The sequence below is a fragment of the Chitinophaga sp. SYP-B3965 genome (genome assembly GCF_009647655.1).
Lineage (GTDB): Bacteria > Bacteroidota > Bacteroidia > Chitinophagales > Chitinophagaceae > Chitinophaga.
Genome location: NZ_WJFD01000001.1, coordinates 3,505,190 through 3,526,636 on the forward strand (window position 1 = coordinate 3,505,190; position 21,447 = coordinate 3,526,636).

At 47.1% G+C, this 21,447-nt stretch carries 20 protein-coding genes; 8 read left to right on the top strand and 12 right to left on the bottom strand.

Annotation, left to right across the window (positions count from 1 at the left end; translation table 11 throughout):
• Nucleotides 1-15 precede the first annotated feature (15 nt).
• From rplV to rpsJ, 7 genes are all read right to left on the bottom strand, one after another.
• Nucleotides 16-366, bottom strand: coding sequence for a 50S ribosomal protein L22 (gene rplV, locus GFS24_RS13990; protein WP_153660163.1), 351 nt, complete (start codon nucleotides 364-366; stop codon nucleotides 16-18).
• 55 nt (nucleotides 367-421) lie between these two features.
• A complete protein-coding gene (gene rpsS, locus GFS24_RS13995; protein WP_153660164.1) occupies nucleotides 422-691 on the bottom strand; it encodes a 30S ribosomal protein S19 in 270 nt (89 codons plus the stop codon).
• A gap of 61 nt (nucleotides 692-752) precedes the next feature.
• The gene (rplB, locus tag GFS24_RS14000) at nucleotides 753-1,586 is read right to left on the bottom strand and encodes a 50S ribosomal protein L2 (RefSeq protein ID WP_153660165.1); all 834 of its coding nucleotides are present in this window, start codon (nucleotides 1,584-1,586) and stop codon (nucleotides 753-755) included.
• 95 nt (nucleotides 1,587-1,681) lie between these two features.
• A complete protein-coding gene (gene rplW, locus GFS24_RS14005) occupies nucleotides 1,682-1,981 on the bottom strand; it encodes a 50S ribosomal protein L23 (RefSeq protein WP_074240029.1) in 300 nt (99 codons plus the stop codon).
• A 31-nt stretch (nucleotides 1,982-2,012) separates the two neighbouring features.
• Entirely contained in the window at nucleotides 2,013-2,660 is a 648-nt protein-coding gene (gene rplD, locus GFS24_RS14010; RefSeq protein ID WP_153660166.1) for a 50S ribosomal protein L4, read from the bottom strand.
• 1 nt (nucleotide 2,661) lies between these two features.
• Complete coding sequence (gene rplC / locus GFS24_RS14015; protein ID WP_153660167.1) at nucleotides 2,662-3,285, bottom strand: 50S ribosomal protein L3; 624 nt, start codon at nucleotides 3,283-3,285, stop codon at nucleotides 2,662-2,664.
• 225 nt (nucleotides 3,286-3,510) lie between these two features.
• A complete protein-coding gene (gene rpsJ / locus GFS24_RS14020; RefSeq protein ID WP_012789286.1) occupies nucleotides 3,511-3,816 on the bottom strand; it encodes a 30S ribosomal protein S10 in 306 nt (101 codons plus the stop codon).
• A 285-nt stretch (nucleotides 3,817-4,101) separates the two neighbouring features.
• Between rpsJ and GFS24_RS14025 the strand changes: the two genes are divergently transcribed.
• Nucleotides 4,102-4,785, top strand: a complete 684-nt coding sequence (locus GFS24_RS14025; protein WP_173003069.1) for an energy transducer TonB — start codon at nucleotides 4,102-4,104, stop codon at nucleotides 4,783-4,785.
• 78 nt (nucleotides 4,786-4,863) lie between these two features.
• Here GFS24_RS14025 and GFS24_RS14030 read toward each other — a convergent pair whose 3' ends face one another.
• On the bottom strand, nucleotides 4,864-5,469 hold the full coding sequence (locus tag GFS24_RS14030; RefSeq protein WP_153660169.1) for an outer membrane beta-barrel protein: 606 nt from the start codon (nucleotides 5,467-5,469) through the stop codon (nucleotides 4,864-4,866).
• Between the two features lie 209 nt (nucleotides 5,470-5,678).
• On the opposite strand from GFS24_RS14030, the gene GFS24_RS14035 reads away from it, so the two are divergent.
• The gene (locus GFS24_RS14035) at nucleotides 5,679-6,809 is read left to right on the top strand and encodes a sorbosone dehydrogenase family protein (protein WP_153660170.1); all 1,131 of its coding nucleotides are present in this window, start codon (nucleotides 5,679-5,681) and stop codon (nucleotides 6,807-6,809) included.
• On the opposite strand, the gene GFS24_RS14040 is transcribed toward GFS24_RS14035, so the two are convergent.
• The gene (locus GFS24_RS14040) at nucleotides 6,810-7,394 is read right to left on the bottom strand and encodes a hypothetical protein (RefSeq protein ID WP_153660171.1); all 585 of its coding nucleotides are present in this window, start codon (nucleotides 7,392-7,394) and stop codon (nucleotides 6,810-6,812) included.
• A gap of 124 nt (nucleotides 7,395-7,518) precedes the next feature.
• Entirely contained in the window at nucleotides 7,519-9,663 is a 2,145-nt protein-coding gene (gene fusA / locus GFS24_RS14045) for an elongation factor G (RefSeq protein WP_153660172.1), read from the bottom strand.
• Between the two features lie 458 nt (nucleotides 9,664-10,121).
• Here fusA and GFS24_RS14050 point away from each other — a divergent pair, with 458 nt between their 5' ends.
• From GFS24_RS14050 to GFS24_RS14070, 5 genes are all read left to right on the top strand, one after another.
• Entirely contained in the window at nucleotides 10,122-10,628 is a 507-nt protein-coding gene (locus GFS24_RS14050; RefSeq protein ID WP_153660173.1) for a T9SS type A sorting domain-containing protein, read from the top strand.
• A gap of 33 nt (nucleotides 10,629-10,661) precedes the next feature.
• A complete protein-coding gene (porV, locus tag GFS24_RS14055) occupies nucleotides 10,662-11,819 on the top strand; it encodes a type IX secretion system outer membrane channel protein PorV (RefSeq protein ID WP_153660174.1) in 1,158 nt (385 codons plus the stop codon).
• A 10-nt stretch (nucleotides 11,820-11,829) separates the two neighbouring features.
• Nucleotides 11,830-12,231, top strand: coding sequence for a hypothetical protein (locus GFS24_RS14060; protein ID WP_153660175.1), 402 nt, complete (start codon nucleotides 11,830-11,832; stop codon nucleotides 12,229-12,231).
• A 5-nt stretch (nucleotides 12,232-12,236) separates the two neighbouring features.
• Complete coding sequence (locus tag GFS24_RS14065) at nucleotides 12,237-15,182, top strand: collagen-like protein (RefSeq protein ID WP_153660176.1); 2,946 nt, start codon at nucleotides 12,237-12,239, stop codon at nucleotides 15,180-15,182.
• Nucleotides 15,183-15,261: 79 nt separating this feature from the next.
• The gene (locus GFS24_RS14070) at nucleotides 15,262-17,580 is read left to right on the top strand and encodes an ABC transporter permease (RefSeq protein ID WP_153660177.1); all 2,319 of its coding nucleotides are present in this window, start codon (nucleotides 15,262-15,264) and stop codon (nucleotides 17,578-17,580) included.
• On the opposite strand, the gene GFS24_RS14075 is transcribed toward GFS24_RS14070, so the two are convergent.
• Complete coding sequence (locus GFS24_RS14075) at nucleotides 17,510-17,800, bottom strand: hypothetical protein (RefSeq protein WP_216647404.1); 291 nt, start codon at nucleotides 17,798-17,800, stop codon at nucleotides 17,510-17,512. The genes GFS24_RS14070 and GFS24_RS14075 overlap by 71 nt on opposite strands.
• A gap of 221 nt (nucleotides 17,801-18,021) precedes the next feature.
• Here GFS24_RS14075 and GFS24_RS14080 point away from each other — a divergent pair, with 221 nt between their 5' ends.
• The gene (locus GFS24_RS14080) at nucleotides 18,022-20,445 is read left to right on the top strand and encodes an ABC transporter permease (RefSeq protein ID WP_153660178.1); all 2,424 of its coding nucleotides are present in this window, start codon (nucleotides 18,022-18,024) and stop codon (nucleotides 20,443-20,445) included.
• A gap of 75 nt (nucleotides 20,446-20,520) precedes the next feature.
• Here GFS24_RS14080 and GFS24_RS14085 read toward each other — a convergent pair.
• A partial coding sequence (locus GFS24_RS14085) for an IS110 family transposase (RefSeq protein WP_173003070.1) occupies nucleotides 20,521-21,447 on the bottom strand: 927 nt, incomplete at its 5' end.

Sequence of the window (21,447 nt, forward strand, 5' to 3'; positions counted from 1 at the left end):
CTACAGCTGATCTGCTTACTTAGCAGCACGACCGTCTACAACCAGTGTTACGTGATTACTTCTTTTGCGCACACGGTAACCTCTACCTTGTGGAGCTGGGCGCATCCTTTTGAGAACGCGACCACCATCTACCATGACAGTCTTTACGAACAGGTTAGCATCTTCAATCCTAGCGCCTTCGTTTTTGATCTTCCAGTTGGCTATAGCTGATAGCAACAGTTTTTCCAGCGGCACGCTAGGGTGTTTAGGATGGAATTTCAAAATATTCAAAGCTTTCTCTGCATCCAGACCACGGATCAAATCTGCGAGCAAACGCATTTTGCGGGTGGATGTAGGATTGTTGTTCAGCTTAGCTACTGCTTCCATTGTGATTTGTTTCTGTGTTATATAAGTTTCGAGTCAGCGTTTAAAAAACGGATGACTACATTTTCTTGTTTGCGTGTCCCTTGAAGTTGCGGGTAGGTGCAAATTCACCCAGTTTGTGACCCACCATGAACTCGGTTACGTAAACCGGGATGAACTTGTTACCGTTGTGCACGGCAAAAGTGTGGCCTACAAAATCAGGAGTGATAGTAGAACGACGACTCCAGGTTTTAATAACCGTACGTTTGGAACCACCATCGTTCTGCTTTTCTACCTTCTTCTCTAATTTGAAGTCTACGTAAGGACCTTTTTTAATGGAACGACCCATATTCTTGTTTATTTAAGATTTCAACTCCGGTTTAACAGAATTAAAACTTGTTAAGCGTTATTTATACTTTCTTACCGTTTTTACGGGTGATGATCAGTTTATCTGAGCTCTTATGCCTTTTCCTGGTTTTCAGACCTTTAGCATATTTGCCATTCCTTGATCTTGGGTGACCACCTGAAGCCCTACCTTCACCACCACCCATCGGGTGATCTACAGGGTTCATGGCCACACCACGCGTACGGGGCTTAATACCTCTCCAACGGTTGGCACCAGCCTTACCGATAGATTGCAGCGCGTGATCAGAGTTAGAAACTGTACCTACGGTAGCCATGCAAGTGCTTAACACTTTGCGCAGTTCGCCGGAAGGCATTTTCAACACAGCGTATTTTTCTTCCTTATTGCTCAGTTGTGCATAAGTACCGGCACTGCGTGCGATAGCGGCTCCCTTTCCAGGTTGCAGCTCGATGTTATGAACAACAGTACCCAAAGGCATGTTTTTCAACGGTAACGCATTACCCAGTTCCGGTGCAACTTCAGGGCCGCTGATAACAGTAGCGCCTACCTGCAATCCGTTTGGAGCAATGATGTAACGTTTTTCACCATCTACATAGCTCAGCAGCGCGATGAATGCGGTACGGTTTGGATCGTACTCGATCGTTTTAACTGTAGCCGGGATGCTTACCTTATCACGTTTGAAATCGATGATACGGTATTGTTTCTTGTGTCCACCGCCAATGTAGCGCATAGACCTTCTACCTTGCACGTTTCTACCGCCAGTTCTCTGAGCAGGGGCCAGAAGGCTTTTCTCAGGAGTGTCGGATGTCAGCTCTGCATATGCATTACCTATTTTCCAACGGGTACCGGCTGTAATCGGTTTGTACTTTTTCAGTGCCATTTTCTACTTAATTCAAAATGATTAATAGACTATTTATAATGTGATCTGTATATACATCCAGGTTAGCAGCTTACGCCGCTAACGGCACTGGTATATTATATGTTAGCATACAGATCTATGGATTCTCCTTTAGCCAGTGTTACCACTGCTTTCTTATGGGAAGGTTTGCGGCCTGAGATAAAGCCTGCTTTTGTGAAGCGGGTTTTATTCTTGCCTGGAACCACCATTGTATTAACTTCTGCAACGGTTACGCCGTAGAAATCTTCTACTGCTTTTTTGATCTCCAGTTTGTTGGCTTTCTTGTCAACAATGAAGTAAAAGCGGTTAAACTTTTCGGTAGCCTTGTTTACCTTCTCCGATATCACCGGTTTGATTAAAACATCAGACAGTTTCATATCTTATAGCTTTGAGCTGTTATTAAAATTATTATGCTTCTACTACGTCAGCAGTTTCTTCAGTGAAGATCTTTGCTGCGCTTTCAGTGAATATCAGGTAGTTGCTGTTCATGATCTCGTATGTGTTCACATCGCTCAATACAGTACCGTCAACGGTAGGGAGATTGCGGAGGGACAGGTATACGTTATCATTGTACTCAGGAAGAACCAAAAGGGTTTTCTTACCGCCTACATTAATATTCAAACTCTTGAGAATGCTTTGGAACTGTTTGGTCTTAGGTACATCCAGGTTGATATCCTCGATGATGATGATGCTGTTCTCTTTAGCCTTGGTAGACAGTGCGGAGATCTTAGCTACATCTTTCACTTTACGGTTCAGTTTGAAATCGTAACGGTGAGGTTTTGGTCCGAAGATGGTACCACCACCTTTATACAATGGGTTACGGATGTTACCTTTACGGGAACCGCCGGTACCTTTTTGTTTGTGCAGTTTACGGGAAGCACCTTGTACTTCAGCACGGGTCTTCACCTTATGCGTACCCTGACGTTGTGCAGCCAGGTATTGCTTTACAGCGAGGTAGATCACGTGATTGTTCGGCTCAACACCAAAGATCTCTTCAGGAAGCTCAATAGTTCTTCCGGTCTTCTTACCTTCTATATTTAAAATATCTAGTTGCATATTACTTCTGGATTAAAACGATTGAACCAATGTGGCCGGGAACGGAACCACTTACCAGGATATAATTCTTTTCAGGGAATATCTTCAGGATCTTCAGACCTTTCACTTTCACTCTTTCATTACCCATGTGGCCAGCCATACGCATACCCTTGAAAACGCGGGCAGGATAAGATGAACCACCTACAGAACCGGGTGCTCTCTGACGATCGTGCTGACCGTGGGAAGCTTCACCCACACCACTGAATCCGTGGCGTTTTACAACACCCTGGAAACCTTTACCTTTGGAAGTGCCCACAATGTCAATTTTCTCACCTTCAGCGAAGATCTCGCAGGTGATAGTTTCGCCAAGTGCTTTAGCTACGGCAGCGTCCGGGTTGCGGAATTCTTTTACGTAACGTTTAGGGGAGGTTTGTGCTTTCGCGAAGTGATTTTGTTCTGCTTTGGGAGTGTTCTTAACTTTCTTCTCACCATAAGCTACCTGAACAGCGTCGTACCCATCAGATGACTGAGATTTCACCTGGGTAACCACGCATGGACCTGCTTCGATAATGGTACAAGCTGTTTGCTTGCCATTGGCCTCGAAGATGCTGGTCATACCAATCTTTTTACCAATAATACCTTTCATTGTGTTATATAATTTAGCCCAGCGCCTGAGGGAGTTCTAGCTATCCTCAGGATGAGCGGTTTAAATACGTTTATTGGGCGGCTACCCTGAAGGCGTAGCCTATTTGTTGCTTTTGTCACAAAACACCTCAGGCGGGCCTTGTATCTCGTAGTAAATTCATCTTTTTATATGTCTCGATGAATCTCCTGCGTCGATTTGCCCACCTTGCCGAGGTCTCTTAGTTACCTATGCTTTGATTTCCACTTCTACTCCGGAAGGCAGATCCAGCTTACTCAGCGCGTCTACAGTCCTGGAAGAAGAGGTGTAAATGTCTAACAAACGCTTGTGCGTGCACAGTTGGAATTGCTCACGTGCTTTTTTGTTAACGTGCGGAGAACGCAGTACCGTAAAGATTTTCTTCTCTGTAGGTAAAGGTATTGGACCTGTTACCACGGCACCCGTGTTACGCACGGTTTTAACGATCTTCTCGGCAGACTTATCCACCAGATTGTGATCGTAGGACTTCAGCTTGATTCTAATTCTCTGAGACATATGCAATGAACTTCTTCTTTATTACCCCCTACAATTTGGGACGGCAAAGGTATGCTTTATTTTATTTATGGCAAATAATTTTGGGTATATTTCTGTAGAATATTGACTTTCTGAGCCACAATCTTTAGTTTTATCTCTGTTAAGGCTAAGCCACGCAAAGTTAATCTTTTTATTACCAAGGCATTACATTCATCTATGCGATTTTTATCTATTGTATTATGCCTGTTTGTTTATTTTCCTGTTTTTGCCCAAAATCAGGATTCCATACCGCTTAGCCCGGCGGAAATGAAAGAAGCCCTCGAGCAGGAACTCATCGCTTTGAAGGCAGACGTACTCCCCCAGTTTCCCGGCGGCCCTCGGAATATGGAAGCCTGGCTTTTCAATAACCTGAACGTTCCTTACTTCGATCTCCGGGAAGATACCATCGTAAGCGTATATGTAGATTTTACCGTAGAACATACCGGCTATGTTACCGGCACAAAGATCCGGTACCCTTCCTCGTTCAAACAGCTGGACAAGGAAATACTGGCTATGTTTTCCCGTATGCCCAAATGGAAACCGGGTTTTCTGAACGGAAAGCCGGTGGACCTGAACCTGACCATCCCCCTGAATGTGCAGCTGGGCAATAGCATGCGCAAGCCCTATAATATGCCTACCCCTGAAGTTTCCCGGCTCCCCCAATACAATGGAGGAGGTAAAGCGCTGGCCTATTTCATTAAAAGCAATATGAAGTACCCCAAAGAGGCTAAAAGCGCCGGGATCAGCGGTGCGGTAACTGTAGAATTCCTGATCCTGGCAAACGGACGGGTAGACAGGACGGCCACGATTGGAAATGCTATTGGTTATGGCCTGGAAGAGGAAGCTACCCGTATCGTGGAAAAAATGCCCAAATGGATCCCTGCGGAGCTGGATGGGAAGAAGGTTTCCAGCAAACACCAGTTGATCATCCGCTTTGAACTGCCTAAATAATAAAGCGAAACAGGCTGCCTCCCGCTTAACGCAGGGAACACAGCCTGTTTGTGATGTATAATCTACTTTTTAAGGGGGCTATTTTTTCATGTTGGCCCGTTCTTCCTTATAGAGCTGCCTGGCCTTTGAAGTAGGCAGGTAGATCTGGAAACCAACATTAACACCAACAGCATGTGCTGTGGTTGCACTACCAAAACCAACTGTCAGGTCGTACTTCAGCAATGCTTCGAGACCTACATTCGGTGTAATAAAATAAGCCAGTCCGGGACCAAAACCTATCCCCAGCCCATTGGTGTTTGAACTGCCAAGATCCGTTTTTGTATTTACGCCATTAATGCCAGCATTCGCCTCCAGGAACCAGCGTGCCCTTTTGGATACCTCTACCTTCTTGTCTTTGATATAATACCGGCCAAATGCCCCGACACCATAAGTAAAGTTAGTAACCCCTTCTCCTGTTGACAACCCCAGTTTAACCTCACCACCAATGGCAACGTCATCTTTGATGAACCATCCTAATTTGGGCGTTAAATTCAAATTGAACCTGTTACCGCCGTCCTGAAACGTGCCTCCGATGTTACCTAAATTGGCGCCTACCAGCATATTGCCTTTTTCAGTTTGTGCAAACGTGGCAGTGGAACATAATACTGCAGCCAGAATAAGGGTTAAGTGACCAATTTTTCTCATAATATGTGTTTTTGATGAATTGCTTGCTCATGACATTCATTGGCAGCGGGATAAAGAGGCGGGAGGGGTTAAACATCTTTTTTAACAACGAGATCTGAAAAAGGTTGAATGTCAGCACATTATTTTTTAACAGGGGGTGAAAACGTGGCAAACATTTTGATCATATTATATATAAAATACCTCATTACCCGTTTTAAAATAAAACCTGCATGAAACCTGTTACCATATCTGTAGCCGTTCTGGCTTTCCTCACTGCATCGGCCTGTATATTTGCCTTTGCCTGTAAAAAGAACAACTCCCCCACTCCCCCGCCGGAAGATCCGGATTGGCCAACGGACGACATCCGCGTTGTACAGGGTACCGGTATTTCACGCCCCTGGGAGATCCTCTGGGGCCCTGATAACTTTATCTGGATGACGGAAAGGAATGGCAAGGTGAGCCGCGTAGACCCCAAAACGGGTACGATCAGCCCCCTCCTGACCATCCCGGATGCTGTTTCCGATGGAGAAGGCGGTTTGCTGGGCATGGTGCTACACCCAGACTTTGCCACTACAAAGCAGGTTTTTATAGTGTACAACTACCGGAATGCAGGTAACTACCGGGAAAAAGTGGTGGTATACCAGTATGCTGACAATACTTTAAAGAACCCCGCTATCCTGCTGGATAATATTCCGGCATCGGGTATCCATAATGGCTCAAGGCTGTACATCAGCCCTGACCGTAAATTATTCATTACAGCAGGTGATGCGAATGTTTCCACCAACGCGCAGCTTACTACTTCCCTCAGCGGCAAAGTGCTCCGTATTAACCTGGATGGTACTATTCCAGCGGATAATCCGTTCCCGAACAGTCCCGTATGGACTTACGGTCACCGTAACCCGCAAGGGATGGTGATGGCAAATGGCATCCTCTACACTTCAGAGCATGGTGCGGGTGTGGAAGATGAAGTGAATATTATTGAAAAGCAGCGCAATTACGGATGGCCGAATGTAGAGGGCCCCTGCAATCCTGGTGGCGAGGCCACTTTCTGCACCGCCAATAATGTAAAGGAACCAATCTGGTCTACCGGCAACGGCACCTTTGCGCTGTGTGGACTGGACTATTACAATAATGATCGCATTCCACAGTGGAAAGGCTCCCTGCTGGTACTGAGCCTGAAGAACCAGACCCTGTACCAGCTGAAGCTGAGTGCAGACGGAAAAACGGTAGCCAGTACCAAGAACTATTTTGCCAACCAGTATGGCCGCCTGAGGGACATCTGCATATCCCCTGCCGGCAGGGTTTACATCTGTACGGATGATAATGCCGGTAAGATCATTGAGATCAGCAAACCTGAATAACTAATCCAGATCTCCTGCATGAATGTTGCCTGCGCTGGCTTTCCGCCAGGCAGCTTCATGCAGGATCATACAATCCCTGGCAGTATCCACAGATGCAGAGATCCATCCCAGGTAAGGCTCTGTGCCTTTCATGAACTGTACTCCAATATATTTCCGGTTAGCCGCCACCCAGGCACCCCGCCAGGTAGTATCCGCCGGATTGCCCGCCGGCAGGAGGATCTCACACAGATAAGTATCAAAGCCATTCCATTCCCTCGGGTGCTCGGGGATCACAGGAATAGCATCACCTTTTGTTAGTTTAATAACAGAATCCGGATGGGAAAGTAATTTTGCGTGTTTAACGGAAAGCACGGTGAACTTGGCATGAACACCTTCGGTATCATTCACGAGTGCTACCACGAAGTATACATCGTGTGTAGTATCCCCATCGATATTAATAAATTGGGGATGCAGGTAACTCACTTCTTTATCCTGAAGAGAGCGGTGTTCCAGCACAGGTTTTGGTGCTGGTGTTGTATGACAGTTTTTTTTACAGGCAGTAGCCAGCAGCGCGCAGGCTGCGAACAGATAAATGAGGTTACGCATGGTTCTTATTGTTTGAGGTCAACAATAAGACGGGGCAAGGGGCGGAATGGTTACAGGCAGGCATCAAAAAAAAGACCCTCCGGAGTTCGGAAGGCCTTCTTTATTTCTATCTATCAACTTGTGCTTAGGCGTTCACTTTACCTTTTACCTTAGCCACCACTTCTTCAGCGATGTTGTTCGGTGCAGGGTTATAGTGAGAGAATTCCATGATGGAAGAAGCACGTCCGGAAGACAGTGAACGCAGTTGCGTTACGTATCCGAACATTTCGCTCAATGGCACTTTGGCTTTGATCACCTGTGCACCATTGCGTGATTCCATACCTTCCAGCATACCACGGCGACGGTTAAGGTCACCCGTAACATCACCCATGTATTGGTCAGGCGTGGTTACTTCCACTTTCATGATAGGCTCCAGCAATACTGGTTTCGCTTTCTTACCAGCTTCACGGAAGGCTGTTTTGGCGCAAAGCTCGAAAGACATTGCATCGGAGTCAACCGCGTGGAAAGAACCGTCGAACAATTTAACTTTCAGACTAACAAGCGGGAAGTTAGCGAGTACACCATTACCCATGGAGTTTTCGAAACCTTTCGCTACAGCAGGAATGAATTCTTTGGGGATAGATCCACCAAATACAGCATTCTCAAACTGGAAGCTCTTGCCTTCGTTTTCTTTCAGCCATTCTGGATCAGCAGGTCCGATCTCGATCTGGATGTCCGCAAACTTACCACGACCACCTGTTTGTTTCTTGTAAACCTCACGGTGTTCAAGTGTTTTGGTGAACGCTTCTTTGTAAGCCACCTGCGGCGCACCTTGATTCACTTCTACCTTGAACTCGCGACGCATACGGTCTACGATGATCTCCAGGTGAAGCTCACCCATACCACTCAGGATGGTTTGGCCGGTTTCTTCATCTGTTTTTGCTCTCAGGGTAGGATCTTCTTCTACCAGTTTAGAGATGGCCAGACCCATTTTATCAACGTCTGCCTGAGTTTTAGGCTCAATAGCAACGTGGATAACGGGCTCAGGGAATGACATTGATTCCAGGATGATCGGATGATCTTCTGCGCACAATGTATCGCCTGTTTTGATATCTTTAAAACCAACAGCAGCTCCGATATCACCGGCTTCGATGAAGTCGATAGGATTTTGCTTGTTAGCGTGCATTTGCATGATACGGCTGATACGCTCGTTCTTACCTGTACGGGTATTCAGTACATAAGAACCACCGTCCAGACGGCCTGAGTAAACCCGGAAGAATGCCAGACGACCTACGAAAGGATCGGTAGCGATCTTGAACGCCAGGGCTGCAAAAGGTTCTTTTGCATCCGGGTGACGTAAGATCTCTTCACCATTGTCAGGATTGATACCAGCTACTGATTCAACATCCATTGGAGAAGGCAGGTAACGGCAAACGCCATCCAGCATCTTCTGAACACCTTTGTTCTTGAAAGAAGAACCACACATCATCGGGATGATCGCCATGTCAATGGTAGCCTTACGGATAGCAGCATGGATCTCATCTTCAGAAATGGAGTTAGGATCTTCGAAGAATTTCTCCAGCAGGTTCTGATCGTAATCAGCAACTGCTTCCACGAGTTTCGCTCTCCATTCTTCCGCTTCTTCCTGCATGTCTGCCGGAATAGGAATTTCCTGGTAAGTAGCGCCTTTACCTTCTTCATCCCAGATGATACCTTTCATGGTGATCAGGTCTACAACACCTTTAAAGGTATCTTCAGCACCGATCGGCAATGTCAGGGGAACAGGATTAGCACCCAGCATTTCCCTAACTTGTTTTACAACATTCAGGAAGTCTGCACCGGAACGGTCCATTTTGTTAACGAAACCGATACGGGGTACCTTGTACTTGTTAGCCTGGCGCCATACAGTCTCAGACTGAGGTTCAACGCCGGATACAGCGCAGAATAATGCTACCAGACCATCCAGAACACGCAGGGAACGTTCTACCTCAACGGTAAAGTCCACGTGGCCGGGAGTATCAATGATATTGAATTTGTAGTTCTTTGTATCTGCAATAGGTAAACCCTGTTGAGTGGGGAAGTTCCAGAAACAGGTAGTAGCAGCAGATGTGATGGTAATACCTCTCTCCTGCTCTTGCGCCATCCAGTCCATGGTGGCTGCCCCTTCGTGAACCTCACCGATTTTGTGGGTCTTCCCTGTATAATACAGGATACGCTCTGTGGTAGTGGTTTTACCGGCATCGATGTGAGCCGCAATACCAAAGTTTCTTTGAAATCTTAAGTCTGCCATAAAAGTAAAATGACTATAAGTAATGCAATTTGGGGGGCAAAGGTAGTCTTTTTAAATCAATTAATAAAGCCACATTTAATGTCAAATTGTTAAATCCCTGATCTTCCGGCTGCTTTCAAAATTCTGCCGCCCGTCACCCAAAACCTGCCAAATGATAAATGACGACCCCGGATACTTGGCCGGGAACGTTTTTTTCCTATCTTTATTATGTTCTAGGCTGAATTTGAACCCCAATTTTTTCTAAGTAGCATATAACCGAATTAAAACCGAGTAACACTTACGCCGGGATCCCCAAAAGCATTTTCCCGGTGCAGGGCAAGGCATGCACATACGTATGTTAAACCAATAGTCAAGAGCATTCATAATCAATGACTTAGAGTTTGTTAGTTGACGTGCAGATCTGCATGCAGGCCCCTTATTAATTCAGCATTTCCATTTTTCACATTAACCTCTCACTCATGAAGCATCTTTTCACAAAGTATCTGCTTATTGCCGTACTTATGGCAATAGCATGGCTACCCACGCGGGCACAACTGGTGCTGGTACGCGAAGTAGTGGCCAGTAGCGGAGGCACCGGCGTAGCCGGAGGTATCACCTTTGACTACACCATCGGCGAACCCGCCGTTACCACCATTGCCGCAGGCAGCTGGATGTTATCCCAGGGATTTCAGCAACCGGAGATCCTTCCTCCTTTAGCTCCGGGAGTCAACCCCCTTCTGGACTTCACCCTGTTTCCCAATCCCGCCGCCACTACGGCGAAAATGCAATTCAACCTCCTTGTTGAAACTACGATCACACTCATGCTGGTGAACACCGCAGGCCAGGTGGTCTTTTCAGAAAGGAAGGTCTATGGCGCGGGTAAAGTGATCATTCCTACGCCCGTAGATAAACTGGCAGCGGGGATCTACACGGTGATCATTAAAGCTGGTGGTATGATGTATACTGAAAAACTCATTGTTCAGTAAAGATCAAATTAGAAAATGTTTAAAATATTCATCATGAAGCATAAGCTATTGCTGTTAGTGCTTTGTTGCATAGGGGCCATTCATCCGTTATCTGCCCAGAAATCGCAACAACAGCCTATGAATGTAGGCGCAGCATTCTTACTTGTAAACCCGGATGCCCGCAGCAGCGGCATGGGGGATGCGGTAACCGGCATTGAGCCGGATGCCAATGCCCTCTTCGGTAATGCTGCCAAGATCCCATTCGCCGGAAGCTGGGGCGTAAGCGCCTCCTATTCTCCCTGGATGTATGATCTGAACGACAGCAAAACCCATATGGGCTATGTATCTGCCTTTAAGACCTTTAACGACATGGAAGGCATCGGCTTTTCCGTTAAATACTTCAACCATGGAGAGGTAACCTTCCGGGATGATAACGGTATGGAATTGCAACAATACCGCCCCAGGGAATATGCCGTTGACGGCAGTTACGCCAGAAAGCTCTCTAAAAAGCTGGCTGTTGCCGTGTCGCTGCGTTATATCCGCAGCGAACTGGGTTCCGGCACTTATAATGGCCTGGAACAGAGGCCTGCATCTTCCTTTGCAGGTGATATCGGGCTGTACTACCAGGGCTTTACAGACCATATCGATTATGGCAACCGGTATAGCTGGGGCATTAGTTTTACCAACCTGGGCACTAAACTGAAGTATACGGACGACAACAACCGCAAATCCTTCCTGCCCATGAATCTCCGCATTGGTGGTGGTTATTCTTTTGTACACACAAAGGATCATCAATTCACGGTAGCGGCGGACATCAACAAACTCCTGGTACCTACTCCTCCTATCTACAAACTGGATGCAGGTGGGAACCCCACCGGCGAAATTGAAAAAGGGAAAGACCCTAACCGCGGCATTGTGGAATCTATCTTTTCCTCCTTTGGAGATGCACCTGGCGGATTCGGAGAAGAGATCCGGGAATTTACGTTAGCGTCTGGTATCGAGTATGCCTATCAGCATAAATTCTTTATCCGCACAGGTTATTTCTACGAACATCCGAACAAGGGCAACCGTCAGCATTTTGCGGCGGGCATTGGCGTGAACATCCAGGGCTTCCAGGTAGATATGTCTTACCAGATGCCTACAGGAACAAGCCTGCTGCAACGCAAAAGTTTAAAATTCACTTTGTTATATACTCCTTTCATAGACCGTTAAACCTCTCAACATGAAATCAATAACACTACTGATAACTGTTTTCCTGGTGCTGGGCCTTTCAGCTGCCCATGCACAATCTAAAAGGTCCCGGGACATTATGTTTCCTGATTATGCAAAGGATCAGATCAAACTGAAAGGCAAGGATCAGTTGCAGGCAAAAAGCCCTGAGGCGCAGATCAAGAGCTCACAGGCCCTGATGGATATGATCTTCAAACCAGGCAGCTATAGCGAATCTGCTGCACCACGTACAGCAGCTCCCGCTCCAGGCAAAGAGGCGCAGCAACTGGGTTCTTCTAAGAACGTCGCTGATGCAGTGAAGGAAATGAAAGAGCAGCAGGCAGCTGCACAAGCCAAAATAGTAGCCCCCAAACTGGAACAAGGCACGGAACCTCAACCTAAACCTAAAAACTGATCATCATGAAAAAACTATTAACCCTCGCTATATTTTTACTGATACTGGTGGCGCAGGAAAGCTTTGCGCAGAATGGACTTTCAGGTATTAACTACCAGGCTGTGGCGCGTAATGCGAACGGAACTATTTCTGCTAACCAGAATGTAACTGTAAGATTCTCCATCCGTGGCGGATCTGCAGCAGGCCCGGTACAATACCAGGAAACGCATACAACCAGCACAAACAATATTGGTCTCTTTACTTTACAAATAGGCCGTGGTACGCCTGTCAGCGGCACTTTTGCAGGTGTTCCCTGGATAGCGGCCAATCAGTATTTACAAGTGGAAGTGAACCCCGGTGGCGGTTTCACCACTATAGGCACTAGTCAGTTGATGAGTGTGCCGTTTGCACAATTTGCAGCGAATGGTGTTGCAGGCCCTGCTGGTCCTGCTGGTCCTGCCGGTGTAGCTGGTGTTGCCGGCCCCGTTGGCCCTGTTGGCCCTGCCGGAGCAAATGGTACAAATGGTGCAAATGGCGCAGCTGGTGCAGTTGGCCCCGCTGGTGTTGCTGGTCCAATGGGTATACCTGGCGCAGTTGGCCCGATGGGTGTAGCAGGACCAATTGGTCCAGCCGGCCCGGCTGGTATAGCAGGTGTAGCTGGTCCTATTGGCCCTGTTGGTCCCGCTGGCGTTGCAGGCCCTGCCGGTTCTATTGTTGGCGCTCCTGCCACTGGCGATCTTACTGGTGTCTATCCTAATCCTACTGTTGCCAAAATACAAGGCAATGCTATCAATAATGCAGTACCGGTAGCAAATCAGGTATTGAAATTCAATGGTGCAGAATGGGCACCAGGTAGTGTGGCAGGTGCATTCGTGCTGCCATACGTAGCCAATGAAAATAATGCAGCCACGCTGTTTTCAATTAATAATGCAGGTGATGGTACTTCACTTGAAGGTACTAATGCTTCTACCAGCAGCAGTATAGCTGCCGTGCGGGGCATTGTAACCCCTACTTCCCCGGGTGGGTTTTCTTCCGCCGTTCGTGCTATCAACAACGGCACCGGTGGATTGGGTATTGGCATGTGGGGTTCCCAGGCTGGTTCAGGCTGGGGCGTTTATGGTGTAACACCTAATGGCCTTGGTGTATATGGTAATTCTTCCGGTGCCGGAACCGGCGTATATGCTAATAGTAATACAGGACCGGGGTTGACTGCTACCAGTAACAATGGTCCGGCTGGAAACATTGCCATTTTCAACAATGCAAACAACAATATTGCGCTCAGCGTTTCTACACTGGGGAATGGTGCAGGCGCAAGCGTAACAACTTCCGGATCCGGTAATGCAGTAGATGCAAGCAGTGCCGGTGGTCACGGTGTTCGTGGAAGTACCGCCGTTCAAACAGCTGCCGGTGTTATCGGTTATAACAATGGTGCCGGGGAAGCTGTAGTAGGGCTTACCACCAGCGACATTGCGGGTGCTGTAGTAGGCCGTAATGATGGTGGCGGATATGGTGTACGAGGATTTATATCTACGAATACAACAGGCACAGGTATAGGCGTATTCGGCCAGGTTGGATCAAACGGAAGTACCGGAAGGGCCGGGCGTTTTGAGAATAACAATGCTACCAACACGCTGGGTAATACGTTTGAAGTGCAAACAAACAGTAATGGTAACATACCGGATAATACACAAGGTAACGCCGCTTCTTTCCTGGTTAATAATACCAATAGCGTATCTGCTGCAGTAAGGGCTGAAGTAAATACCATCTTTGGCAACTTCGGTGCAGCAGGGTTGTTTGGTATTGCTTCCGGCACCGGTGGTTTTGCGGGTCTTTTCCATGCCTCTAATGGCGCGGGTAATGCCCGGGCACTTGTTGCCATTGCCGATGGTAATGGCAATGCTATCACGGCCAACGTCAAAAAAGATGGGAATGCAGTAGAAGCCAATATTAATGGCGCTGGTACTGCTGTTTATGGCTGGGTTCCCACTTTTGGATTGGGCAGAGCAGGAAGGTTCGAAAATTTCAATGATGCAAATACCACTGAGGTGCTCACCGTTAAAACAATAGGTAATGGTATTGCCGGTAATTTCAAGGTGGATAGGACAAGCGGCACTTCCCCGGCCGTTAAAGCAGAAGTGAATTCCCAGTTTTCCAACTTTGGTACTGCAGGGGTTTATGCTATTTCGTCCGGCACCGGAGGTTTTGCTGGTTTATTCCACGCATCCAACCCTGCCGGGAATGGGCCTGCTCTACTGGCTATTGCTGATGGTAACGGTAATGGTATTACCGCCAACGCTTCCAATGGGGGAGATGGAGTAGAAACCACTGCGGATGGCTCAGGTAATGCATTGTATGCATGGACCCCCAATTTCAGCACAGGTAGAGCTGCCCGCCTTGTTAATTTTAACGATGCAAATGTAAACCCGGTACTAACTGTTGAAACGCACAGTGCTGGCAATATTGCCATCTTCAAAAGCGGAGATCCCGCTACGGTTAACGTTGCCAGGATAAATGCGGCCGGCCGTGGTTTCTTTAATGGCGGTACACAAGTAGGTGGTGCTGACCTTGCGGAAGCATTTGATGTAACCGGTGCATTTACAGCTTATGAACCCGGAGATGTACTGATAATTTCCACTTCTCAGGACAGAACAATGGAAAAATCTTCCGAGCCCTATTCTTCTCTCGTAGCAGGCGTATTTGCCACCAAACCAGGTTTAATGCTCACAGAAGGAAATGCAGTGGATGATATCACAGATAAAGTGCCCTTAGGCATGGTAGGCGTGATCCCCACCAAAGTATGCGATGAAGGCGGCGCTATTAAACGCGGCGATCTCCTCGTTACTTCCAGCAAAATGGGTTATGCCATGAAAGCTGATCCGGCTAAAGTAAAACCTGGCCAGGTGATCGGTAAAGCATTACAGGAACTCGCTTCCGGCAATGGTAAGATCAAGGTATTGGTAAATGTAAAATAAGAGTGAAGGTTAATGTCTGGATTATGTGGTGAGGCTGTTCCGGGAGGAGCAGCCTCCTTTTTTTATCGTATATTGTTTTATGCGTATCACTTTCCGCCACCTATGGAATAACAAACTCTATTCCGCCATCAACATTACCGGGCTGGCCATCGGCATCAGCTGCGTGATCCTGGCCGTTCTCTACTGGCAGGATGAAAGAAGTTATGATACTTTTCACGGACCAGACCTTTACCGTATCACCACTACTACAAAAGAAGTTACCACCGGCGGTACCGGCCAAGTACAGGGACCGGCTTTTGCAGAAAACATCCCGGAAATAGTACGTTATACAAGGGTCATGGGCGGAGAGATCTATGGAGATGTAGTGGCGAATGATAAAGCGATACGCCTGCAGTTCTTATTTGCAGATGACAGTTTTTTAAAGACATTTTCCTTTACGCTTTTAAGGGGAAATGCCTCGCTCACTGATATAGGCGCTGCCGTTATCACGGAAAGTACAGCACTGAAGTATTTTAACAGTTTAGATGTGATAGGTAAACTGCTTCATATGGAAGCAGACCCTTCTGCAAAACGTTTAGGCAGACCTATGGTGATCACAGGTGTTGTAAAAGATCCGCCTAAGAATTCTTCTATCCGCTTCGATGCTTTATTTCCCATATCATTCCTGCAGCTTTCTTTTGAAGATAACAGCTGGGAGAGCTTTTACCTGGGCACTTACGTAACCCTCCGGCAGGATGCAAACCTAACGGCGGTGATGCAAAAAATGGACCGTGTACATCCCGCCGCCGTGCATTATGGTCTGCAACGTATGACGGATATACACCTGGCACCGCTCGGCCAAAACATCAGCAACGAAGAATCCGGTGTTACCGATGTAAGCAGCCCTGTTTACTCCTATATGTTCCTGGGCATTGCCATTTTTATTCTGCTCATGGCCGGCATCAACTTTGTCAATATCAGTTTAGCCAGTTCCCTGAAAAGAGCAAAGGAAGTAGGCGTCAGAAAAATAATTGGCGGAAGCCGGTTCCATATCATCCGGCAATTCCTGGAAGAGTCTGCCATACTGTGTTTGCTGGCTTTCGTGGTGGCCGTTATGATCACCTGGTTTTCGCTGCCGGTCTTTAATCAGCTCACCGGCAAACAGATCCTGTTGCAGGATAGTTTTCATCCTGTATTGATCTGTTCTTTTGCAGGCATCCTTTCTGCCATTATCTTATTAACCGGTTTATACCCCGCAAAAGTATTATCCAACTTCAAACCCATTGCCGTATTATATAACAGCCCGAAACTCTCCGGCCGCAATTTATTGGGCCGCAGCCTGGTGGTGCTGCAATTCTCCCTGGCCGTTTTTTTACTGATCGCCACTTTAGTGTATTACAGCCAGATGGATTTTATCCGTACAAAAGACCTGGGTTATAATCCCATGCAGGTGATCCGAACCCACATCAGCGGAGACAGGGATGTAAACCTGGTGAGTGAACAATTCCGCCAGGAACTAAGCCGGGTACCTGCTATCGAAACAGTTTCCTTTGGAGGAGAACGGAGCGGAACAGTGGAAGTAAAACTACAGGGGAGATCAGTTCCCGCCGTGCACAGGATCATTGATGAAAACTTCCTCGCAGCATTGGAAATACCACTCAAAACAGGCCGTAATCTTTCCACGGAAAAAACCGGTACCGTGCTCGTGAACGAAGCTTTTGTAAAAGCAGCAGGCCTTGCAGACCCAATAGGCGTGCAGATAAGAACAGATGCATATTTTGACACGATCCCTAAAACGATCGTAGGTGTTGTAAAGGATTACCATTACGGTTCATTACGTGAATCTATTCAACCGCTGGTGATGTTTAAAAGTAGCTGGTATGGTGGCGGGATCTGGGTGAAGTTTAAAAAAGAAGAACATACTGCAGCCCTTACGGCTTTGCAAAAAGTGTATACGAAAATACTGCCGCAGGCATCCTTTCAATATGATTTCCTGTATGAACGTAATGCGAAGGAATATGCGCAGGAAGCACAATGGCAACAGGTGATCCGGATAGCTACGCTCCTTTCCGTTTTTATTTGTTCACTGGGGTTATTCGGACTGGCACATCTTTCCACCCGTCAACGGTTTAAAGAGATCGGTATACGCAAAGTGCTGGGTGCATCTGTACAACAGATCGTAACATTGCTGACCGCTGATTTTTTAAAGCTGGTGATGATCGCTTTTATCATTGCCACACCTTTTGCGTGGATGGTGATGAACAACTGGCTGGAAGACTTTGCCTACCGCATTCACCTGGGAGCAGGTTTGTTCCTGCTGGCAGGCGGAGTGGCCATCCTCATGGCGTTTATCGCTGTAAGCATCCAGTCCATTGCGGCTGCGATGTCCAATCCCGTGAAAAGCCTCCGATCGGAATAATTTCATCAGGTAATATTTCAGCTTTAAATCCCGATTCCTGTAAAAGCGCTATCAATCCGGAAGATTGAACCGGGCCTGTTGTGCATTTCACACGCAGTATCCTGTCGCAGTCTTCCAGGTCGAAATTTGCTTTGTGATCAGCGAACCGCTGATGGATCTGGTCTACCAGTATGTAAGCAAAGATGGGCTCTCTTACATTGGTTTTAAATACTTCTATCATGTCCTTATCGTTTCTACAAATGTAGTCGCGCAAAAGTATTAAAGCGGGGTGCAAATACGTCAATCTAAGGGCTGATTTGCGACAGTTTCGATAGTGAACAATTCATGTATCAAAACCGGACAGCATGGCAAAAAATATCCCCTTTAAATAATTGATTACCAGCACTGTTATTATCTGGCATTACCTTTGGGCCCTTGCTGCCAGTCAATCAAAACACACCCATGATCAGGAATTATTTCAAACTTGCTTTTCGTAACCTCTGGAGGAATAAGGTCTTCACTGCCATTAATATTTCCGGCCTGGCCATGGGTATTGCCATCTGCCTCGTGATCATCCTTTTTATAAAGAATGAATGGAGTTACGACCGGTACAACGAAAAAGCAGGCAGGATCGTGCGTGTTGTTTTTAAAGGTACGGTACAGGGCCAGGCGATGAAAGAAGCCAATGTGATGCCGCCCACTGCACAAACATTATTGAAGGATTACCCGGAAGTGGAAGCGGCTACCCGTTTAAGAACAACCGGCAACGCCACTTTCAGCCACGGAGAAAAAAGCTTTAAAGAAGAAGGCCTCGCTTTTGCAGATGCCAATTTCTTCAGCGTATTCACACTGCCTTTTGTAAAAGGAGATCCCAGCACAGCCTTGCTGGAACCTAATACCATAGTGATCTCAGAAGCTATTGCACAAAAATATTTCGGGCAGGAAGACCCCATGGGTAAATTACTGGAAGTAAAAAGCCAGAATGCCATCCTTAAAGTAACCGGTGTCATGAAAGCCATACCGGTTAATTCACACTTTCATTTCGACATCTTTACTTCCATGGTCAGTCTGCCGGATCAAAGTTCCGATTCCTGGATGACCTCCGGTTATTTCACTTACCTCCTCCTGAAACCGGGCATCGCCTGGCAGCAGCTGGATGCTAAACTGCCCCAGGTAGTGGAAAAATACATGGGCCCGCAATTGCATCAATCCATGGGTTTCACGCTGGCTGAATTCCGCAAAAAAGGAAATGACATCGGATTATACCTGCAACCGCTCACGGATATCCATTTGCGCTCCAACCTCATGCCCATGACGGAAATGGAACCTCCAGGCGATATTCGTTATGTATACATCTTTGGCGCAGTAGCCTTGTTCATGCTCCTGATCGCCTGCATCAATTTCATGAACCTTTCCACGGCAGGCGCTTCCAAACGCGCCAGGGAAGTAGGGATCCGGAAGGTGTTGGGTTCTGCCAAAACAGACCTGATCCGCCAGTTTCTGCTCGAGTCCATCCTGCTCACTGGTTTTGCCATGCTGTTAGGCCTTGTGCTGGTATACCTGGCTTTGCCCGTTTTTAATCACCTTACCGGTAAAGACCTCAGCCTTGGGTTAACTACTAACCCCTGGCTCATACCCGGCCTGATGCTTTTTGGCTTGTTTGTGGGGGTGCTGGCCGGCAGCTATCCGGCCTTTATGCTTTCCTCTTTTAACCCGGTAAAAGTGCTGAAAGGCCGGTTTACAGGTGGCAGGGCTACGATGGGTTTGAGGAGCGGCCTGGTGGTTTTCCAGTTCAGCATCTCTATTATCCTGATCATGGGAACGCTGGTGGTATATAAGCAACTCATGTACATCCAGAATAAAAAGCTGGGTTATGAAAAGGACCAGGTGATCGTACTCCCGGAAACTTCCCAGCTCGGCCCCAATGAAAATGCCTTCCGGGAAAGGTTGCTGCAAGACCCGCGGGTTGTGAACATCAGCACTTCCGGGTATCTCCCCGCAGGCCCCACCTATAACAATAACTTCTTTGTATATGCAAAGGAAGAGGCTGCCCAGATAAAGACCCTGCGGTATGATGTGGATTACAATTACATCCCTACCATGAGCATGCAGGTGATAGCCGGCCGCAATTTCTCTAAAACCTTTGGTACAGACTCCAGCGCCGTGATCCTGAACGAAACAGCGGTGAAAGCATTGGGCTGGGATAATAGTAATGCCCTTGGGCAAACGATCACGAAATCCAACAAAGAGGACAAAGTCACTTACCATGTGATCGGTATCGTGAAGGACTTCCATTTCAAGTCCCTCCATGAGCAGATCTCTCCGCTGGTGATGGTGCTGGCCAATTATTCCGGCACCATGATCGTGAAAGCAAAAACAAAAGATATCAGTGGCTTATTGGCCGATATGTATAAAGAATGGGCGAGTTTTAAAGCAGCAGCGCCCCTTAACTATTCCTTCCTGGACGAACGTTTTAAGGCAACTTACGAAGCGGAACAAAAGATAGCGCTGATACTGGGTATCTCTGCAGGGCTTACCATTTTTGTGGCCTGCCTGGGGTTATTTGGGCTGGCTACTTTCACCGCAGAGCAGCGGACGAAGGAAATTGGGGTACGAAAGGTACTCGGGGCTACGGTAACGAGTATTGTTGCTTTGCTTTCGAGGGATTTCCTGAAGCTGGTGCTGATTGCTAATGTGCTGGCATTGCCTGTGGCCTGGTGGGTAATGAACAGGTGGCTGCAGGATTTTGCTTACCGGATCAATATTAGCTGGTGGGTGTTTGTGGTGGCTACCTTCTCTGCCGTTCTGATAGCGTTAGTGGCGGTGGGGTTCCATTCTATAAAGGCCGCTTTGACGAATCCGGTGAAGAGTTTGAGAGGGGAATAAATTATTAATTAGTTGATCAGCTGTTTTCTATCATTCAGCCGCCGTTGTGTATTCTAAGATAGTTCCAAATTTATATCAGGCAGCTGTCTGTAAATTTTCAGAGTAGGGTGTTTGTCGTTTAATGACGGCAAACATCCTGTCTACGAGTTTATTCCTGATAATATTGAGTACGCTCATTTTGTTCTTTCCCTCTGCTACGCGCTTTTCATAGTATGCTTTTAATTCAGGATTGAACCTTACAGCTACCAGGGCGGACAGGTTCAGTAAGCATTTGGCTTTCTTATTGGCATAATGGCTGACCCGCTGTTTTCCTCTTATCGAACTTCCACTGCTATGCGCAAAAGGGGCCAATCCTGCATAACAGCTAAACTTACGGCTATTGGCAAAACGGCTGAAGTTCTCTGTGCAGGCTAGCATGTAAGCTGCTGTAACGGGCCCTATTCCTTTGATCGTCAGCAATAACTTATAGTTGTCTGATAAACCCTGATCCTGGCTGATCTGTTCTTTGATCGCTTTTTCGATGGTCCTGATGGCGGTATCGAGGGCTTTTATCTGCTCTTGCTGGATCTGCACATGTACAGAAGTATTGGTATACCCACGGGTAATCTTCATTTCTTTTAACCTTGCCTTATAACCACTCCTGTCTGCCACCAGCTTATCCCGCAGGCTCAACAGGTCTTTTAGTTCGCTTACTTCTCTGATGGGAGCAACTACCGCCTTTAACTGCTCCTGGCGCAAACGCCCATATTCACTGATCATCTGAGCATCCGCTTTATCTGACTTCCCCCGCACCAGACCTGCAGAACGTTTGATCTCTATGGCCGGTACTTTACTGTAAGTAATGCCCTGTTGCTGCAGAAATAACTCAAACTGAAAGGAATAATACCCGGTATGTTCCATGACTACCCAGAGTTCTGCTGCTGTTGAAAGGGATAATGCCCATTTCAACCACTGCTTAAAACCTGCCGGGTTATTAGGGGTCTTTTGATGGGATTTTGCCAG